The sequence below is a fragment of the Paraburkholderia sp. UCT31 genome, assembly GCF_014397655.1.
GTDB lineage: Bacteria > Pseudomonadota > Gammaproteobacteria > Burkholderiales > Burkholderiaceae > Paraburkholderia > Paraburkholderia tuberum.
Genome location: NZ_VZQP01000008.1, coordinates 58,240 through 77,189 on the forward strand (window position 1 = coordinate 58,240; position 18,950 = coordinate 77,189).

An 18,950-nucleotide genomic window follows, 5' to 3' on the forward strand; every position below is an offset into this window, starting at 1 on the left:
TGGCGCTGTCTGCCTAGAATTGCGCGCTCAAGGTACGTACTCGCCCTTTTCGATGCGTGCTTCTGAAGTACCCATTCTTTTTAGGATCGCCAAACATGCAGTTGTCAAAGCGCCTCGTTGCCGAATTGTTCGGCACCTTCTGGCTCGTGCTCGGAGGCTGCGGCAGCGCGGTCCTCGCCGCCAACTTCGCCGGGCCGTTTCACGGATTGGGCATCGGCTTCGTCGGCGTGTCGCTGGCCTTCGGCCTGACCGTGCTGACGATGGCTTTTGCGATTGGCCACATTTCGGGCTGCCACCTGAATCCGGCGGTGAGCGTCGGACTGGCCGTCGCCGGCCGATTTCCGGTGCGCGATCTTCTGCCCTATGTCGTCGCGCAGGTGGTCGGCGCGGTGCTCGGCGCATTCGTACTGTCGCTGATCGCGTCGGGCAAGCCTGGCTTCGACCTCGTCGCGAGCGGCTTCGCGACGAACGGTTACGGCGAGCAATCGCCGGGTCACTACTCGCTCGCCGCTGCTTTCATTTGCGAAGTGGTCATGACTGGCTTCTTCCTGTTCGTGATTCTCGGCGCGACCGACCGCCGCGCGCCGGCCGGCTTCGCGCCCATCGCGATCGGCCTGTGCCTGACGCTGATCCATCTGGTCTCGATTCCTGTCACCAACACGGCGGTCAATCCGGCGCGCTCGACGGGCCCGGCGCTATTCGTCGGCGGCGCGGCGATCGATCAGCTGTGGCTGTTCTGGGTTGCGCCGATCATCGGTGCGGTGATCGCGGGTGTCGTCTATCCGCTGATCGCTGACGATCGCAGCAGCGATGCGCGCAGGCTGGCGCTCGACTGACGGCCAGTTCGACGCGCCGGTCTCGCGATCGTCGCGTAGTCGGCATGAATGGGCGCCTCGGCGCCCATTATTCATTGCGCTCGCCAATGCGATATGAATGCCGCGCCGGCCGCGTGCCGGAGGGCACCGCTGCTAGAATCGGGCGACTTCCCAGCCTCGCACAGGTGCTTTCGATGAACCGTTTCCGCGGATTCCTGCATGGCGTCGCACTGTCGCTCGGCGGCCTGTGCGCGAGCACGATGACGTTGCCGGCCGCGTCCGCGGCGATGAACACGGCGACCGTCGTTGCCGCGGCGGGCGGCAATATCGAAACCCTCGTATTCGTTCGACACGGCGAGAAACCCGCGCAGGGGTATGGCCAGCTAGACTGCCAGGGGCTCAACCGTGCGCTCGCGTTGCCGGCCGTGATCGCCGCCAAATTCGGCAAACCCGATGCGATCTACGCGCCCGACCCCGGCCAGCAAAAAGACGACGGCGGTCATCCGTACTATTACGTGCGCCCGCTCGCGACGATCGAACCGACCGCGATTCAATTCCAGATGCCGGTCCAAACACCGTACGGTTTTGCGCAGATCGACCAGCTCGGCAACGCGCTCGTCGACCCGGCCAATCGCGGCAAGCTGATCGTCGTTGCCTGGGAGCACAAGCTGATCGAGAAGCTGTTGCGGCAGATGTTGAGCACGCATGGCGGTCGCGCGGCCGACGTGCCGAAATGGCAAAGCGACGACTTCGACAGCATTTACATCGTCCGACTCGACTGGCAGAACGGCACGCCGCGCGCGAGCTTCAAACACGATCGCGAAGGGCTCGACGGGCGGGCAACCGATTGCCCTTGCGCGGCCTTGCCGGGAGTGTCGGCATCTTCGGCAGGGGCGGCCTCTTCCGCAACTTCGGCCGCTTCGGCGCCCGCGGCGGATTAATTGAGCAATACAGATGTAAGCCGTGTTTACGTGCGCCGGCGCGGCAAGCCGCGAGCGTGCGCGAAGAGCCGTCTGCCGGCTTGAATTGACCGGCCGCAAAGCCCCGTGGGGCGCGGCTGCAAGCGAAGTAAGGTATTTGCGCGCAACGTCCGCGCGAGCGTTTTTCCTGGCTTCGATGACTTCGACGATGCTTGCAGTCCGTAACATCTGGTCGCAGTCCAGCCCGCCTCGAGTGCGTACATTGGTCCTGTGCGACAAACCTACGTCGCCTCACAGGAGAGACCAATATGAAACGCATCGTCACTCACTTGCTGGTTGCTGCCGGACTCGCGGCGGGCGCATGCGGTGTCGCGCAGGCACATACGGATCTGAGCGTCGGCCTATCGCTCGGCGCCCCGGTTTATGCCGCGCCCGTGAGCGTCTACGCCGCGCCGGAGCCGGTGTATTACGGCGGCTGGGATCATCGCTATGCGCGTGGTGACTACTACCGCGACTATCACCGCGATGATCGCGGCTGGGGTCACGACAACCGTCGCTGGGGTCATGACAATCGAGGCGAGCACCGCGGCTGGCGGGATTGACGAGCGCAAGCGGAGCGCACGCTGCGCGCTTCGCGAGCAACTTTTGCGGCCCGCATCCACGCGAGTGGATGCGGGCCGCTTTCAATCGCAGTGACTACGGTTCAAGATGCCAGTTCGTCGTTGAGCGCAAACAGTTTGCGCAGATGATGCGCAACGCCCGCCTCGAAATTGTTGCCGATGCGCGGCACATGCGGCAGGCGGGTGATCAGATCGGGATTGGCGTTGTTCATCATGAATGGATGGCCGGCCGTCTCGAGCAGATCGATATCGTTCATGTTGTCGCCGAACGCGACGCAGTGCGACGCGTCGACACCGAGACGCTCGAGCACGATCTGCAGGGCGCGCCCCTTCGACACATTCGCGGTCATCACTTCGAGACAATCCGGCAATGAATACGTCACGTACAGTCGTTCGCCGAAGTCGCGCTCCAGATTGGCGGCCACCTGCGCGAGATCGGCGGGGTCGCCGATATACAGCGCCTTGGCAATGTCGACGCCATCGTGCTTCGGCAGGTCGGTCACTTCGTACGTGAAGCCGGAATCCTGGTGAAATTCCAGCAGATGGGGCGCGTCTCGGTCGATCAGCCACGCCTCGTCTGCAAACAGACTGACGATCACTCGACCATGCGCGCCGACAATTTCGGGCTGCACGAGACGCTGGACGATCGCCGGCGGCAAATCGTCGGCGTGGATCACCGTGTTGTCAGGCGCGTGAATGCGCGCGCCGTTCGACGTGATCAGATACGGATTGATGCCGAGCAGATCGCGGATGCCCGCGACGTCGCAGTAATGCCGCCCGGTGGCGATCACGAACTGCAGCCCGTCGCTTTCGAGCTTGCGCACCGTGGCGACCGTGAACGGGTCTACCTGGTGATCGGCGTTGAGCAGTGTGCCGTCGAGATCCGTGGCGATGACTTTATACATGGTGAGTACGGCGGCTGAACCGTCGAGGCAGCGTCAAAGCGGGTATTTTACAGGTCTCCTCGAGCCAGCCGCTGCGCCTCGCGCCGCGCCAGTTGCAAGCCGCCATGCACCGAATCCGCCTGCGGCTCGCGCAGGCGCGCCTGATACGCCTGCGGCACGTACTCGCGCAACGGCGTACCGAGGCCTCCGCATAACGCGACCGGCAGCGCGCCCGTCGCGTCCAGCGCAGCGATCATCTTGCCGACTTCGACGCCGGCCTCGCCGAGCAGCCGCGCCGCGAACGGATGTGCGCGGTGTTCGATCGCGATCGGCGCGAGCCGCGCGTAGGCAGTCTGGTTGGCCGTGCACAGCCACACGACGAGACTGTCGCGATCCCGCGCGCCGGTATGCGCGAGCAGCGCTTGCGTGAGATCGTCGACGGCAGCGCGGCCGTCCAGCGCCTGTTGCGCGTGCACGATCAGCCGGAGGCCGAGCCACGCGCCGCTCGCTTCGTCGCCCGATGGAAAGCCGTAGCCGCTGGCCATGCGGAATTCGCCGTCGCTCGCGAGCGAAGCCGCGACGCTGCCGGTGCCGAGTGCGACGATCACGCCGGGCGCGCCGTCGTGAGCGCCGAGCAGGGTCGTGTAGGCGTCGGTTTCGACGGCCAGTCCGGCGAGCCGCGGCGCCTGCCGGTGAAACTCGGCGAGCCAGTCGCGATTGTTGACGCCCGCCAGTCCGCAACCGAGCACGCAGCGCGACCAGTCCAGCGCGACTCCGGCTTGCTGGAACGCTTCGCCGCAGGCGGCCTGAATGGACTGCCATGCGCGCGGGATGCCGAGCCCAAGGCCCGATGGGCCGCTTGCCGCTTGCGCCAGTTCGCGGCCCTGCGCGTCGCCGAGCACGACGCGCGTGCCGGTGCCGCCGCCGTCGACGCCGATCAGAAAGAAGTCGTGGTTCATCGAATCGAATCAGTTCCGTGGGTGAATAACGCTTAGCGTGGCAGGTCAGTTTGAATCGCGCAATTAGCCGATTGGCCAGCTTGCGGCGTACACCGCTTCCGCTATGCTGGCGAACGACATGACCACGCGGGGGCACGACAGTGACACAACGATGCAACTGGGTATCGAGCGAAGCGCTCGCACAGTACCACGACACCGAATGGGGTGTGCCCTCGCGCGACGACCAGCACCTGTTCGAGATGCTCGTGCTCGAAGGCGCGCAGGCCGGTTTGTCATGGTCGACGATCCTCAACAAGCGCATCGGCTACCGCCGTGCATTCGCCGACTTCGACATCGACAAGGTCGCGGCCTTCACGCCGAAGCGCGTGGATGCGCTCGTCGCCGATGAAAGCATCGTTCGACATCGCGGCAAAATCGAGGCGGCCATCCTGAACGCGCGCGCTGTGCAGCAGATTCAGGCCGAACATGGCTCGCTCGCGAACTTCGTGTGGTCATTCGTCGACGACACGCCGATTCAGAACGAATGGGCTTCGTATAAGCATGCACCTGCGTCGACGGAAGTATCGGACGCGCTAAGCAAGGCGCTCAAGCGCTACGGTTGCAAATTTGTCGGTTCGACGATCTGCTACGCATTCATGCAGGCGGTCGGCATGGTCAACGATCATGAGACGACCTGCATGTGTCGTGAGCGATGCGTGTCGCTGGGCAAGAAGGGGCGTGGTCGGAAGGCGAGGTGAGGCCACGGCGTCCGCGGGAGGCGCAAACGCGTGAATTGGCGCCCTTTCATGCCCGTAGTCGGCCCTTCGTCGGACGACGCACGGCGGATACTCGTCGCCATGCGCTCACGCGATGCGCGCTCAACAACAAATAACTACCGCCTCGGACGCGGGAGACCAACCATGAAAACACTTAGCTTCCTGACCCACCAGGACATTTACGATCAGTCCGTCACGCATCTGTTCGAACAGAAACGCGCTGCATTGCTACCAAGGGGCGGCGGCGCCTACCGTGGCTATTGCGGCGGCTGCCCGGTCGGCAACCTGATCAAGCCGCGCGATTACATGACCGCAATGGAAGGCGTTCCGGTGCGCTTCATCGGCAAGCCACTGGCCGAAGTGCCCGCTTACATGGATGTCGGCTTGGCCGCGCTGAAAAAAGCGCTGCTTCGCGCCCGCATCAACGTATGCGATCCGGTGACCATCGCTTTGCTCAGTTGCCTGCAAAACGTGCACGACGTGTTCGGCACATGGGAGTGGCACGACCGGCTGGGCTCGATCGCGCGCGAGTTCGGGCTGTCGGCCGAGCGGCTGAGGAGCGCGGCGTAACGGCTGTACGCAGGGGCAAAATCGGACGCCGTAAAAGCAAAACGGCGATGTGGCTTCATTCGAAGCTCACACCGCCGTTCGGCGTATCTAAAAAGCGTGTTTAGTGCAGCTTTTTCGGCAGCATCTGGCTGCGCAGACGCTTGTGCAGGCGCTTAACAGCTGCTGCCTTCTTGCGCTTGCGAGCCGTGGTCGGCTTTTCGTACGACTGGCGTTCACGCAGTTCAGCGATCAGGCCATTCTTTTCGATTGCGCGACGAAAGCGGCGAATTGCCACTTCGAACGGCTCGTTTTCCTTCAGAAGAATCGTCGTCATGTAATTCCTAACTCAATCACTAGATACGGGTTTAATTGCATGGCGGTAACCGCTCAGGTCACCACTCACGCGCCGGCCCTCCGGTCGCTTCGATTCATGGCCAGTAACAGGCAAACGCGAGGCTGATAAACAACCCCGGCCAAACCACGAATGAAGCGAGAGGCAAAGCGGCCACGGAGGCCGGAAAAGAGAGGTGGGGAGTTCACCGCGGAACGCGGACAGACGTAATGCAAAAGCCGCGTCTGTTGCCGTTTCGCCAACCTTTCATCAACGAAGAACACTGACGAAACAGGCAAAGATCTCAATTCACTCCCGATCATATCAGGAAACTCCCCATCCTACCAGGGGTTTACCGATTGCGCCAGGCTTTTCCCTGGCGCGGATCGCCCCCGCGTTGGCGGCCGAGGTGTTCGCCTTATCAGGCGCTCGCTTCGTCCAGCTCACGAATATCGTCGGCGGCGAGGGACAGCTGGACGGCCGCGACCAGGCTCTTCAACTGCTGGACCGAGGTTGCGCTCGCAATAGGGGCCGTAACGCTCGGGCGCGCCATCAGCCATGCAAGCGCGATCGCGGCCGGCGTGCTGCCGTGCCGTTGCGCGACGCGGTCGAGCGCGCCGAGAATCCGCAAGCCGCGCCCGTTCAGGTATTTTTCGACCCGGCTCCCGCGCGCCTTGCCGGCCAGATCGGCCTCGCTGCGGTATTTGCCTGACAGGAACCCGCTCGCGAGGCTGTAATAGACGACCACGCCGAGATGATTCGCGAGCGCCACCGGCTCGCTGTCGCTCTCGTATTGCGCGCGGTCGTACAGATTGTATTCGGGCTGCAGCAACTGATACCCGGGCAGCCCGTGCTCGCGCGACACCGCGAGCGCTTCCTCGACGCGCGCGCCACTATAGTTAGACGCGCCGATCACGCGCACCTTGCCCGCCTCGATCAACTTCTGATACGCACCGAGCGTTTCGGTGAGCGGCGTCGCGGTGTCGTCGTCGTGGGAGAAATAGACGTCGATGTAATCGGTTTGCAGGCGGCGCAGCGAGTCTTCGACCGCCGCCTGGATATTTGCGGCCGATAGCCCCTTGCGCTGCGGATGCTTCGACACCTTGGTCGCAAGCACGATCCGCTCGCGCTTGCCGCTCTGATGGAACCACTTGCCGAGGATCGTCTCCGACTCGCCGCCCTGGTTGCCGGGCACCCAGGCCGAGTAGACATCGGCGGTGTCGATGAAATTGAGTCCGGCTTCAACGAACGCGTCGAGGATCGAGAAAGAGGTGGCTTTATCGGCCGTCCAGCCGAATACGTTGCCGCCGAACATGAGCGGGGCGACCTGCAACGAGGAAGTGCCGATCCTGCGTAGTTCCATGATGGCTCCAGGTATGAGTGGGCGAACGCAATGCGGGAAAATGGCCGGGCAAACCCGGGACCGTTGAGCATACGCCGCCTTGCACTACGTTGCAGCCCCGGGCACGAAGGCTACGCCGCACGCCTCGCGCTTGAACGCGGTCGATGCGTGGCGCAAAAGATGGCGCAATAGTTTGCGCGCGTCTCAAGTTTATTCAGAACACCGCTGGTGTTCACGAATGCCGCCGGCGGCAGCGTCACGAACAACCGCGACGCGGGCACGCGCTACGTGCAGGTGTCGGTCCCGCGGCAGATCACGATCATCGACAACGGTCAGACGGTGTTCCAGAGCGTGCAGGCAGACGGCTCCGCCTACGTCGCCGCGGCCGGCTCGTCCAATCAGGGCACGGGCACGCGACCAACCGGCGGCGTCTGACGTCAACGACAACCACTCAATCCAGTTCGCGACGGACACTACCACCGGCGCGATGATCTATAGGGTCAGGACAACTCGGCCAATACGACGACGCAAACGACCGGCACGTACACAGACGTCTCGGTAATTGTGGCCGGCTCCGTCTTGAGCGTCCCGATCTCGAGTACGCCCGAAGGACGACGACGCGTTCAGCGTGACGCCCGGCAATGCGAGCGCCAACAGGCAACACGCCTGCGGGTACGGCGGCGCTCGATAACGCGCTCACGACGGGCGAGGCGCGGCTCTCCAACTCGTACTCGAACGTGGTCACGATCCTGGCTTCGGTAGGCGGAGGCGTCGCAGAAAACCTTCTCGTCCGCGCAGAACCTGTCGCTCTTCCAATACATCAATCCCTGGTGTGGGCGAGAGGCTGGCACACGCCGCCAGGCACACCAGCCTCCCCGCAAGCGCAGCCGCACAGCGCATATTTTTCAAGCGCGCTCCCAAAGCGCCCGCTCAGCCCCTGGTCGTAGCGCCGCTGCCACGCACCCCAGCTCCTCGACACATGCTCGCGCTGCTCGATGCGCTGCCACCGGAATTGCGCGTCGGTCTCGTTTGGCGGGGCAAGCCGCAACATCACAACGACGCAAACCGGTCGTTGCCGGCGGTCGCGTTGCTCGCGCCGCTCTGGCGGAAGAGGTGGTCGAGCGGGTGCGGGAGAGGTTGGCTAGTCGGCCCTCATTGAGTGCACGCCCAGGGCTACGGGATACCAGGCATTAGCACCGCCGATAGTCTGTCGCCTGAACTATCGCTCTACCCCACGCGCCCGCAACAAAGCTTTAGTTGACCGACCAGGCGCAATGGTCATTTCAGGAACGTCGACCATGCCTGGTGTTTGCGGTAGTACTGATCCTCCGCAGCATCCAGTCCGTTGTCCTTGTACCAGGGCAGATGCCTGCACGTGTACCGTCCACCGAAACGCACCGCAGCCAGATGAGTTTCGCGGCGGAAGTACCGCTTGTTGTAGACCGCAAAGGTCGTATCGATCGGCGCGCGAAAGATCGGGTCACCGTTGGCGCTCGCCGCGATCTGCTGTTGCCAGAAGCGTGCTTCCCAGTCGATCAGCCCATAGTTCTTCACGCCGTCCGACTGCATGATGGAGAGTGCTTTCTCGTCCATCAGCGCGGGTTGCGAGATGTCGAGAGCAAAGCCGGCCTTGCCGATTTTCAAAGCTTCCGTGGCGTCTATCAGGTCGAACAGGAAAGTATCGGGCAACTCGGGATTCAGTTCGAGATCGGGATCGGTAATGCAGAAAATGTCCGGCAGCCGGTGATAGATGACGTCTGAAAGCGTGAACGCGCGCGGCCCGACATTGTGGTCGAGCCGTGCGACGCTCACCGTATCCTGGATGCTGGCGAGGTAGTCGAGCATACCGGGGGCGCTCGATGCGTTGTCCACGACGATGAGATTGCGCAATCCTCTGCCTTGGAGCTGCGACACCATCCGGCGCAGATATGTGACGTTGTTAAAGGTCGGGATCAGAACCGGCACGTTGGCGATCAGGGCGCCGGCTGGATGCCGGTATTGCCGGCTATCCGCCCTGAGCGCTGCCAGCTCGCTCGCTGGCTCAGCCTGGTTGACCGGCGCGACGCGCTCAAGATCGCTCACGTATTGTGAGACTCGGCTTAGTTCCTGGCGGATGTTCCTGTCGTTCGGCAGCAGGGTATTGGCCTTGCGCAAAGGCTCCAGCGCCTCAAAGGGTTTCCCTTGCTGCCGTAGCGACGTCGCCAGCATGTGCCATGCCTTGCCGATTTCTGGCAAGAGCGTGGTGAACTGGCGGGCTACAGCTTCGGCCTCGGCAAACTGCTGCTTGTCGAGCAGGAGCGTGAGCGTATCGACGAATTCACCGGCCAGCGCGGCGCGCTGCTCGGGCGACAGGCCTGCTGGGCTGTCCCCGGCGGTGTGCGCATTGCTGACATGCGCCAGAACCTCGAAATGCTCAGGCTCCAGTCCGTCGCACCACCGCTGCCACATGGTGCGAAACGCGCGCGAGGCGGCGTTGGAGATCGCGCCGGCGTCGATCAGGACCGACTGTCTGCAGTACTCGCGCAGCTCGCCGCGCACTACCGCGAGCGCTTCGGGGTCGGCGGCCAGCGCGGCGCACTTGCGCACGAAGTCGTCCTTGTCCTGCGCAACGAAGGCTGAGTCGAGCCCGAGGTGCGAGAGCCACCCCGTGCTGCCGCGGCTCGCCATCGAAACGCCGGGCAGGGTCATGGTGGGCACGCCCATCCACAACGCTTGCATGGTCGTGGTCGAATTGCCGAAGGGCAACGTGTCGAGACAGACGTCGATCAGATTGTGCTGCTGCAGGTAAGTCGAGACATTCCCGCGCTGCAGAAAACTGATACGGCTCAAGTCGATCCCTTCGCTCGCGAACAGCCCGGTCAGCTTGTCCATCTGCTCCCGTGCCGTAATCGCGCCGATGACCATGCGCGAATCCGGTACCTCGCGCAGCACGCGTGCCCAGAGCGCCACGACTTCAGGCCCGATCTTGACGATGCGGCTGAAGCTGCCGAACGTGATGAAGCCGTTTTTCAGGGCAGGTAACTCATTGACGTCCGGCGCTTGCGGGTGCGGCTTGAACGGCGCGAGCGCCGGCAGGAACACGAGCTTTTCCGAGAACTGGCGCTCGAATTGTTCGAGCGGCGTGACAAAACGGTCCGACAGGTAATAGTCGACGGCATCCAGGCCCGTCGTGGCCGGATTGCCGATCCAGCTCGCCTGGACCGGCGCCGGCTTGTGCGCGAAGGCCACGAGCCGGTTGCGGCCGGTATGGCCGGACAGGTCGATGAGGATATCGATGCCGTCGTCGCGGATCTTCTGCACGACTGCGTCGTCGCTCATGCCGAAGATTTCGCTCCACGTCTGCGCATGCGCACGAATCTGCTCGGTGAAGCCGTCGGTCACCGCGTAGTTCGAATAGATGTGCAGTGACAGACTCGAATCGAGCGCCAGATGCTCTAGCACCGACAGGAAGAAATACGCAACCGGGTGACCGAGCAGATCGCCGGAAACAAAACCGACTCGCAGGCGCCGCGACGGATCTCGGTCATTGGTGTGCCGGGGCCGACGCCCACGCAGCGGCGCTTCGTGGCGCGCTGCAAACTCGCGGAACTCCGCGAATGCGCTGAGCGCATCGAGGTCCGGCTTGTGCATCAGGTTGAACAGCAGGTTGCTGTGGGTTATCGCCTGCATCGGTGCCAGTTTTAGCGCACGGCGGAAAGCGGTTTCGGCTTCGTCGTACAGACCATGCTTGAGCAGCGAGAGGGCAAACGCGTCGCACTCGAGGGCGTCGTTCGGCGCCAGTTCCACGGCACGGCGGAGATGGACGATCCCCTCGGCGTACCGGCCCATCTCCTCTAAGGCGGTACCCAGGTTGCGATGTAGCGCGGCGCTTTCGGGATATTTTTCCAGCGCCTGCCGGCAATGCGCTTCGGCTTGCTGATACTGGCGGGTGGTAATCAGCCCGTCAGTCAGCATCGTCCGGGCGGCAATGAAGTTGGGCAGCAGGCGGGCGGCGTGCTCGGCTGCCTCGACGGACTCGTTGTAGCGGCCCGTGCGTTGCAGGACACGCCCAAGTTCGTACCAGCATTCGCCATGCGACGGATATTGATGCGTCAGGCGGCGGGACACATTCAGCGCCGCTTCGAATTTCCCGCTGTTGAAGAGATGCTGGAGCTGGCGCATCTCCTTGAGGCTTGCGCGGCGCGTATCGAGCTTCACGCGCTCGTCCGTATCGGATGCCGCAGCGAGGCGCGAGTCGCTCCCGCTCGCATCAGCCTTGGGAGCGGGAGCGGTCGCAGCCTCGGGCTCCGGCGTGGCCGGGAGCGGCGCTTCTTCCCCATTGATGCGCGCGTGCAGCATCTGGATGGCCGCCTCGGGCAGGCCTTGATGCCGCGCGAGGTCGAGCACGACGCGCGCCGCCTCGGTCTGCTGGCTGGCGACGAGGGCGTTGATGTAGTAGACCCAGATCTGCCCATTTTTCGGCATCTGCCCAAGCGCCGCCTCGAAATGCGGCACTGCTTCGGAAGGCCGCCCCGTTTGCATGAGCAGCACGCCGAGGTGGTAGTGCGCGTCGGGGTGATCGCTCGCGGCCTCCAGGACGGAGGCATAGCGCGCCGCCGCCTCGTCATATTCCTGCTGGCGATGATGTTCGATCGCGCTCTGCATGGTGAGCGCGATGTCGTGATTCTGCTGCAATTTGGCAGCAGGTGTGGCGGTGCAGCCCGGAGAGAGGAAGGCGGTCATGACGAAGGCGCGCGTACGCGTCAAGAACTCGGAACGTTCGAATTATGGGCGGCGGCCGATTGCGCCGATCGTCCGAGCTAGCGCCAAAACGGCCGCCAATTTGCCTTCGATGAACTCTCAGGGCAAACAAACGGAAAAGAAAAAGCCCGCACAAGGCGGCCCAGAGTACGCCATTGCGACGCGAAGGACGCAATGAACCGTTGCTCCTGCTTCAGTACCGCGCCATGCTCAAATACCGCCCGGCGTTGCGGCTCGCTTGCATGCTCGCCTGATACTCGGCGCCCAGCACCTGCTGCGCGGCCTGCGCGGCCTCGACGATGCGGCTGTCGATCTCGTGGATCTCCTTGAGCCGCACGATGACCTCCTGCGGCTGGGGCGCGCCGAGCGCCGTCAGGAGGGGCGAGCGCTCGTCCGCGAGCTGCGCGGCCCGCTCCCACTCGCCAACAGCGACCGCCAGTTCGAGGTCTTTCGTTATCTGCCAGATGCGCTCGATCGGGGCGACGTTCTGCATGGCTCGCTCCTCGTCGCGCTCAGCTCTTGTTCGTGGCGAGCGCGCCTGCGCTGTTGGCGCCACCGAACAGTTGCGTGAGGTATTGCGAGTTGTTGTTCATCGTTGCCATCAGTGAGTTGAGTGCTGTGAACTGCGCGGTATACATACTGGTGAGCTGAGCCTGCCACGCTGTAAGCGTCGTCTGCTGGTTCGAGAGGCTAGTCAGGTCGGCGTTGATCGCGTCCGTACGGTTTTGAATGATGCCGCCGGACGAGGTGTAGTTTGTGATGCTGTCGTCCAGTTGCGCGGCGATGCCGTTGGTCGAATTGAACAGCGAGGCTACAACCGACTGGTTGTTCTGCAACGCATTGCTGAGCGTCGTATTGTCCACCGACAGCGTGCCGTCCGCCTGGAGCGTAATGCCGATCGCGGCAAGCGTCGTCTGCGAGGTGCCGCTGCCCACGCCGCCGCTCACGATCTTGGCGAGCTGGTTCTGGATCGTGCTCAACGTGGAATCGCCGATTAGCACGCCCTGCGACGTCGAGTTCGCGTTGTACGCCGTCAGCGCCCCCATCGTCGTGACGAGCGTGTTGTAGAGGCTGACGAAATTGTTGATCGCCGAGGACTCCGCGCTGGTGTTCTGCGCGATCGTGAGCGTCTGCGTGGTGCCGACCGCCGCTGCCGTGAGGTTCAGCGTCACGCCGGACACGGCCGTCGTCACGGAGTTCGAGGAGCTGGTTACGCCCACGCCGCCGAGCGTGAAGTACGCATCCTGGGCGGCCTGCGTCTGGGTCCAGCCTGTGCCGGCAATGGTCGACTGGCTGGGGTTGTAGGTCTGCGGGTTGCCGTTGCTATCGAGAACCGGGTTGCCACTGCTATCCAGAACTTGAGCGGTGAGGTCGCTCGCGCTGGAGATCGCCTTGCCGTTGGTGGTCGTCACCGCGAGCTTGTTCAGGCCGTCGGTCGAGCTCGAATCGTTGATCGCGATGCTGATGCCGCTCGACGCGCCGGTCGAGGTCGATTGCAGCACGAGATGCGCGCCGTCCGCGCCGGTCACCACGGTCGCGACCACGCCGGGATTGTCGTTGGCCGAATTGATCGCCGATGCAATGCCGGCAATCGTGCTGTTCGAGCTATTCAGGGAAATCGTGCTGGTCTTGCCGTTGACCGTCAGGGCCATCGTGGCCGCGCCGGAAGCCAGGTTTTTGGTCGAGCTGTAGCCCGCCGAGGTGAGCACTTGCGACGTGGCGACCTGCGCCACATTGAGCGAGTACGAACCTGCCACCGCGCCCGTGCTGGCCGTGGCCGTAACGCCGCTGCCGCTCAAGGTGGACGAGAACGAGTTGAGCGTCGCACCGTCGCTGAGCGGCTCGGCGGCGGCCTGCAACGCGGACAGTGCCGCGGAGAGCGTGCCGTAGGCCGAGATCAGCGTGTTGTCCGCAGTCTGCTCGGCAGCGATGGTCGCGGACTGGCCGGCGGTCTTCGAGTTGACGAGCGCGGTGACGAGCGAACTTGTGTCCATCGACGAATTGGTCGAGCCGCTAATGATCGACTGGGCGGCTGCCTGCACCGTGGCGTTGGCGTCGGCTGTCGTGGTGGCGACTGCACTCGCGATCGCGCTGGTGGTGGATCCGGTTACGGTGGAGGTAGATCCGGTTACGGTGGACATGAGGAGGCTCCGTGCGTCGGCAATGCCGGTTAAAGCGATTTAACAAGCGGGGTAACGCGGGAAAAGACAATCGGGAGGCAAGCCTCCCGACGGGTTTGCGTCCGGCGCGCATCGAGCCGCGCGCCGGCTGCCTGCAGCGGGAAGCGCCTTACTGGAGGAGCTTCAGGATCTGCTGCGGCTGCGAGTTCGCTTGTGCCAGCACCGAGATACCGGCTTGTTGCAGAACCTGTGCCTTGCTCAGGTTAGCCGTTTCTTGTGCGAAGTCGGCGTCCTGGATCGACGATTGTGCGGTCGACAGGTCGGTCGACTGAGCTTGCTGCGTCGTGCCGATTGCGCTGAAGCGGTTTTGTGCCGCGCCGAGCGTTGCTTGCAGGTTGTTGACAGCGTTCAGCGCGTTGTCGATGGTCAGCATTGCTGCCGAAGCGCCGTCCTTGGTCGAGATGTCGATCTGCGAAACCGTGTTCGACTGGCTCAGCTTGTCGATGGTCGTGCCCACTGCGGCTGTAACCTTGTCCGCAGCCACGACATTCGCGTCAGCCGTGACGCCAGCGTCCGTGATCGCTTCGATGTCGGTCACCATCTGCGCACCGGTTTCGCCAGTCAGCGTGGTATTGCCGTTGGCGTCCGTAGCAGGAGCAGTAGCTGCGCTCTGGAAGATGGTGGTAGCAGCAGCGACATTCAAGGCCTGACCGTTCTGGTCCGTCAGCGTGAAGCCGCCCTTACCGTCGGCAATCACGTTGATCTGCGTGATAGTAGCGTTGGCGTTGGCAGCAACCGCGAGCGTATCCGAAGCATCGCCCGCTGCAGCCGGGATCGTGCCCGCCGTAGTTGCCGTGTAGTAGGAAATCGTGGATGCGTCGGTGATAGCGTTGCCGTTTTGGTCCGTGTACGAAACCGCGTTCTTGGTGGTATCCCACGAAGCCGTGATCGACGTGATGCCCGGAGCCGCCGCAACAGCGCCCGTGCTATCCAGCGAGACCGAGAACGAGCCGAGCGTGTTGCCCGCTGCCGGAACGCCGCCGCCAATCGAAGCAGCGGACATCGACTGCGAGAGATTCAGCGAGATCGACTGACCGACGTTTGCGCCGACCTGGAACGACACGTTGCCCAACGAGCCGTCGAGGACGTTCATGCCGTTGTACGTCGTTTGCGACGCGATACGGTTGATTTCCGAGACTTGCTGGTTCACTTCCTGTTGAAGTGCAGCACGGTCGTTGTCGGTCATCGAACCGTTAGCTGCTTGCGTAGCAAGCTGGCGGATACGCTGGAGCGACGAAGTCAGCGACGACAGACCCGACGATGCCGTTTGCACCATCGACGTACCATCGTTCGAGTTCGACACACCCTGGTTCAGACCGTTGATCTGGGTCTGCATGATGTTCGAGATCGCAAGACCTGCTGCGTCGTCTGCTGCGCTGTTGATGCGCTTGCCCGACGACAGACGCGTGATCGCCTGCGACAGTGCGCTACCCGAGCCGGTCAGGTTTTGTTGCGCGACGAGCGAGTTGGTGTTGGTGTTGATTCCGAGCATTGAGATTCTCCTGATGGGGCTATCGGCCCAGTAACGGCAGCGGGTTCGTTGGCCTGCCGCCTTGCTTGTGATTACGACCCCACCTGGAAAAACTTTAGCTGCCTTGTTGATGCGACCCTCTGGGCTGACGCCCTTGCCTCGCCCGCGTGCAGTGGGGAGGCGCTTTTCAAGATGGGGGACGCCAGGCTTCGTCCTTCGGCGGCTTAAGGCTCGCAGGCGTCGAAGCCACTTCGCGTCGCAATGCTGATTGAGCATCCGATCGCCCTTGATCTGCACCCGGCCTTACGGCTTCGAAAGACAAAGCCCGCGCAGCACGTCATCGGTCGAATTGAACCGAGCTGCCCGCTCAATTCGGACCGCCACCGCGCGTGCGCATGCCTTAAGCTGCGAATCCACCGCCCCTCTACGACGACCGTGACCGCTACGAGCCCACTTGCCCCCACGCGCCAGCACATTCTGAGCGAAGCCACTGCCCTCAGCGCCACCGGGCAGTTCGCCGACGCACTGGCGCTGCTTGCACCGCTCGTCGGCGCGAAGGCCACGCCCGAGGACGCGGAGCACGCCGATGCGCTCAACCTCGCGGCCATGTGCGCCACGGGTGTGGGCCAGCCCGCGCAGGCGCAAGCTCTATGGTTGCGCTGCATTCAAGCGAAGCCGGATTTCGCCGACGCGTATCTGGGGCTCGGAGCGATGCTCGCGACCCTCAATCAGCTTGCCGAAGCGGAAGCGGTTTACGGGCGGCTTGCCGCGATACGCCCCGATGACGCCGATGTCCACAGCAATCGCGGGATCGTGCTGCACCGTCTCGGACGGCATGACGCGGCCGAGGCCGCGTACCAGGTGGCGCTCGCACTTCGCCCGGACCACGTCGACGCGAACTACAACCTCGGCATCGTGCTTCATGAACAGCGCCGCCTCGACGAAGCGGAGGCGGCCTATCGCACAGCGCTCGCCGTGAATCCGCAATTTGCCAAGGCGAACAACAACCTCGGCAATCTGTTGCGCGATCGCGACCGGATCGAAGAGGCTGAAGAAGCGTATCGGCAGGCGCTGCTCGCGCACCCGCAATATCCCGAGGCACTGAACAACCTCGGGGCGCTTTACAGGGCGCTCGGCCGGCTCCGGGAAGCCGAGCTGGCTTGCCGCCTCGCGCTTCAGATCCGCCCCGCCTACGCGGACGCGCTCAACAATCTCGGCTGTGTGCTCACCGAACTCAAGCGCCTGCCCGAGGCGGAGAGCGCCTACCGGCAGACGCTCGCGTTGCGCCCCTCCTTCGCCGAGGCGCACTACAACCTCGGCTGCGTCCTGCACGCACTGGACCAACTGGTCGATGCCGAATGCGCGTATCGCGAGGCGCTTCGGCTCGCGCCGAACCGAGTCGAAGCGGCCAATAACCTGGGTTGCACGCTGCTTGCGCAAGCGCGCCTGCCCGAGGCTCTCGCGGCGTTTCGCCACGCGCTCACATTGCGCGCCGACATCGCCGAAACACACTTCAACATCGGCAGCATCGTGAAAGAGCTCGGCGACCCGGAGCAAGCCGAAGCCGCCTACCGCCGCGCGCTCGCGCTGCGCCCCGACTACGGCGACGCGAAGTTCCGTCTCGCCACGCTGCTCATCAGCATGGGCCGCTTCGATGAAGGCTTTCTCCTCTACGAATGCCGCTACGAGATGGCTGGGTTCGCGCATCACGCCACGCAGTCGATGCTGAGGTGTCCGCGCTGGCGAGGCGAGCCGCTCGCCGGCAAATCACTCCTCGTTTGGCAGGAGGATGGACTCGGCGACATGCTGCAGTTCGGGCGTTATCTGCGCCTGTTGAAGGCTCAGGGCGCCGCGCACGTCGCGTTTGCCTGTATGGCACCGCTACAACGCCTGTTCGCCGATGTCGATGGAGTCGACGCGGTGCTCAGTCATGACGAAGCCTCGGCGCGCGCCGGCGATTTCGATTGCTGGATCAGCGCGCTCAGCGCACCGCTGTATCTGGGCACGACGCTCGACACGATTCCGCCTCCCCTGTGCATCACCCTGGCCCCGTCGCGCGTCGAGCATTGGCGCGCGCGCCTTGCCGTGCTGGGCGCGGGACACCGGGTGGGTCTCGTCTGGAAGGGCAACCCGAAACACCACAACGACGTGCACCGTTCGCTACCGTTGCTCAACACACTGGCGCCGCTCTGGAGCCTGCCGGGCGTGAAGTTCGTGAGCCTGCAAAAGGGCGCGGGCGAAGACGAAGCGCTGTCGTTTCCTGCGAGCCTCCCGATCCTGGCTCTCGGCGCAGATCTCGAAGACTTCACCGACACGGCTGCGGTCATCTCGCAACTCGATCTGCTGATCTGTGTGGACACTTCGACAGCACATCTGGCAGCCTCGCTCGGCAAACCATGCTGGGTGCTCTTGCCGGCACGCGACGTGGACTGGCGGTGGATGCACGGCCGTGACGACTCGCCGTGGTATCCCAATACGGTTCGCCTGTTCAGGCGAGGGCTGGATGAACCGTGGCCCGCAGTCGCGGAGCGCGTGCGACAGGCCTGCGCTGCGTGGTTCGGCGCGTGACATCAACGCCGCGCTTGCGCTGAAGTGAGGCTAGTCACACATGCTGCGAAACACCACGGCAGCGATCATAGGCGCGCAGAGCACGAGCAGCACCAAGGCATCGAGCAGGCGAACCAGGCGGTGTCGCAGATGGGCCAGATGACGCAGCGGAACGCGGCGGCGGCCAGTTCGTTGCACGACCATGCCGGTCAACTGGTTCAGCAGGCCTCGGATTTCAGGGTGGCTTGAAGCGGCTTCCGGGTTCGCGCAGAAAGTTTTCCGGTCGTCGGCGTTGCTGGGGCGTGATGAGACCGGCAACTGATGATGGAAGCACGCCATGTTGGAGCGCAAGACGTTGGTTCTGACGCCACGACAAAAAACTAAAGGCCCCAGGCTTTCGCCAAAGGGCCTTGTTTTATCGGGTTTTCTGCGAACCCGGCTTCATGACTAATCCTGGTGCGCCCGGCTGGGATCGAACCAGCAACCCCTGCCTTCGGAGCTTTGTCGATACGCAATATATTATTTTAAATCAAAGACTTACGAAACTCGCGAACTGCAGAACCAAGGCTACACAAGGTCAATCAAGGGCAATCCGGCTCGTCCAAGCTGCAATTTAGCTGCACACGATCGATACCCTTCCCCTGCCGGATAAAGCACTGGCACATTCCCGAGCGACGCAGACCGACGGCGAGTCAGTTGAGCTACACGGCAGATGTAGGCCCAAAGCAACGATTCGGGGTCTGTTACATACTAGCGATGCCTTTTCCGTTTGACGGCCCAACTCGCCACGCAGATACTTCATGTTAAACATGAACATCAGGTTGCATCCGAAAGATT

General features: G+C 63.3%; 17 protein-coding genes. 8 read left to right on the forward strand and 9 right to left on the reverse strand.

Annotated features, from left to right (window positions below; genetic code table 11):
- The first annotated feature begins 95 nt into the window (after window positions 1–95).
- The 3 genes from aqpZ (at window position 96) to F6X40_RS08395 (ending at window position 2,337) form a co-directional block, all read left to right on the forward strand.
- Complete coding sequence (gene aqpZ, locus F6X40_RS08385) at window positions 96–836, forward strand: aquaporin Z (RefSeq protein ID WP_187627414.1); 741 nt, start codon at window positions 96–98, stop codon at window positions 834–836.
- Window positions 837–1,009: 173 nt separating this feature from the next.
- Window positions 1,010–1,756 carry a histidine phosphatase family protein gene (locus tag F6X40_RS08390; RefSeq protein ID WP_187627415.1) on the forward strand — a complete coding sequence of 249 codons (747 nt, stop codon included), beginning with the start codon at window positions 1,010–1,012 and terminating at the stop codon, window positions 1,754–1,756.
- Window positions 1,757–2,043: 287 nt separating this feature from the next.
- Window positions 2,044–2,337, forward strand: coding sequence for a PXPV repeat protein (locus F6X40_RS08395; RefSeq protein WP_187627416.1), 294 nt, complete (start codon window positions 2,044–2,046; stop codon window positions 2,335–2,337).
- A gap of 101 nt (window positions 2,338–2,438) precedes the next feature.
- Here F6X40_RS08395 and F6X40_RS08400 read toward each other — a convergent pair whose 3' ends face one another.
- Together F6X40_RS08400 and F6X40_RS08405 are read right to left on the reverse strand one after the other, a co-directional pair.
- Window positions 2,439–3,260, reverse strand: coding sequence for a Cof-type HAD-IIB family hydrolase (locus F6X40_RS08400; RefSeq protein WP_187627417.1), 822 nt, complete (start codon window positions 3,258–3,260; stop codon window positions 2,439–2,441).
- Between the two features lie 47 nt (window positions 3,261–3,307).
- Window positions 3,308–4,198: a BadF/BadG/BcrA/BcrD ATPase family protein gene (locus F6X40_RS08405; RefSeq protein WP_187627418.1), complete on the reverse strand. Its 891-nt coding sequence runs from the start codon at window positions 4,196–4,198 to the stop codon at window positions 3,308–3,310.
- A gap of 140 nt (window positions 4,199–4,338) precedes the next feature.
- On the opposite strand from F6X40_RS08405, the gene F6X40_RS08410 reads away from it, so the two are divergent.
- On the forward strand, window positions 4,339–4,935 hold the full coding sequence (locus F6X40_RS08410) for a DNA-3-methyladenine glycosylase I (protein ID WP_187613887.1): 597 nt from the start codon (window positions 4,339–4,341) through the stop codon (window positions 4,933–4,935).
- A 162-nt stretch (window positions 4,936–5,097) separates the two neighbouring features.
- On the forward strand, window positions 5,098–5,523 hold the full coding sequence (locus F6X40_RS08415; RefSeq protein WP_187627419.1) for a hypothetical protein: 426 nt from the start codon (window positions 5,098–5,100) through the stop codon (window positions 5,521–5,523).
- Window positions 5,524–5,623: 100 nt separating this feature from the next.
- Here the strand turns inward: F6X40_RS08415 and rpsU are convergent, their stop codons facing one another.
- Window positions 5,624–5,836 carry a 30S ribosomal protein S21 gene (rpsU, locus tag F6X40_RS08420; protein ID WP_006050883.1) on the reverse strand — a complete coding sequence of 71 codons (213 nt, stop codon included), beginning with the start codon at window positions 5,834–5,836 and terminating at the stop codon, window positions 5,624–5,626.
- 418 nt (window positions 5,837–6,254) lie between these two features.
- Window positions 6,255–7,196: an aldo/keto reductase gene (locus F6X40_RS08425; RefSeq protein WP_187627420.1), complete on the reverse strand. Its 942-nt coding sequence runs from the start codon at window positions 7,194–7,196 to the stop codon at window positions 6,255–6,257.
- Window positions 7,197–7,403: 207 nt separating this feature from the next.
- Here F6X40_RS08425 and F6X40_RS08430 point away from each other — a divergent pair, with 207 nt between their 5' ends.
- Entirely contained in the window at window positions 7,404–7,610 is a 207-nt protein-coding gene (locus F6X40_RS08430; RefSeq protein ID WP_184069803.1) for a hypothetical protein, read from the forward strand.
- 843 nt (window positions 7,611–8,453) lie between these two features.
- Here the strand turns inward: F6X40_RS08430 and F6X40_RS08435 are convergent.
- Window positions 8,454–11,897, reverse strand: a complete 3,444-nt coding sequence (locus F6X40_RS08435) for a tetratricopeptide repeat protein (RefSeq protein WP_187627421.1) — start codon at window positions 11,895–11,897, stop codon at window positions 8,454–8,456.
- On the opposite strand from F6X40_RS08435, the gene F6X40_RS08440 reads away from it, so the two are divergent.
- Entirely contained in the window at window positions 11,896–12,093 is a 198-nt protein-coding gene (locus F6X40_RS08440) for a hypothetical protein (RefSeq protein WP_184069807.1), read from the forward strand. The two genes, F6X40_RS08435 and F6X40_RS08440, sit on opposite strands and share 2 nt — an antisense overlap.
- Window positions 12,094–12,108: 15 nt before the next feature.
- On the opposite strand, the gene F6X40_RS08445 is transcribed toward F6X40_RS08440, so the two are convergent.
- The 3 genes from F6X40_RS08445 to F6X40_RS08455 form a co-directional block, all read right to left on the reverse strand.
- The gene (locus F6X40_RS08445; protein ID WP_184069809.1) at window positions 12,109–12,408 is read right to left on the reverse strand and encodes a flagellar protein FliT; all 300 of its coding nucleotides are present in this window, start codon (window positions 12,406–12,408) and stop codon (window positions 12,109–12,111) included.
- Window positions 12,409–12,427: 19 nt separating this feature from the next.
- Window positions 12,428–14,056, reverse strand: coding sequence for a flagellar filament capping protein FliD (fliD, locus tag F6X40_RS08450; RefSeq protein ID WP_187627422.1), 1,629 nt, complete (start codon window positions 14,054–14,056; stop codon window positions 12,428–12,430).
- A gap of 148 nt (window positions 14,057–14,204) precedes the next feature.
- Window positions 14,205–15,587 carry a flagellin gene (locus F6X40_RS08455; protein ID WP_187627423.1) on the reverse strand — a complete coding sequence of 461 codons (1,383 nt, stop codon included), beginning with the start codon at window positions 15,585–15,587 and terminating at the stop codon, window positions 14,205–14,207.
- A gap of 414 nt (window positions 15,588–16,001) precedes the next feature.
- Here F6X40_RS08455 and F6X40_RS08460 point away from each other — a divergent pair, with 414 nt between their 5' ends.
- A complete protein-coding gene (locus F6X40_RS08460) occupies window positions 16,002–18,134 on the forward strand; it encodes a tetratricopeptide repeat protein (RefSeq protein ID WP_316251798.1) in 2,133 nt (710 codons plus the stop codon).
- A 30-nt stretch (window positions 18,135–18,164) separates the two neighbouring features.
- Here the strand turns inward: F6X40_RS08460 and F6X40_RS08465 are convergent, their stop codons facing one another.
- On the reverse strand, window positions 18,165–18,464 hold the full coding sequence (locus F6X40_RS08465) for a hypothetical protein (protein ID WP_187627425.1): 300 nt from the start codon (window positions 18,462–18,464) through the stop codon (window positions 18,165–18,167).
- Window positions 18,465–18,950: the final 486 nt, after the last annotated feature.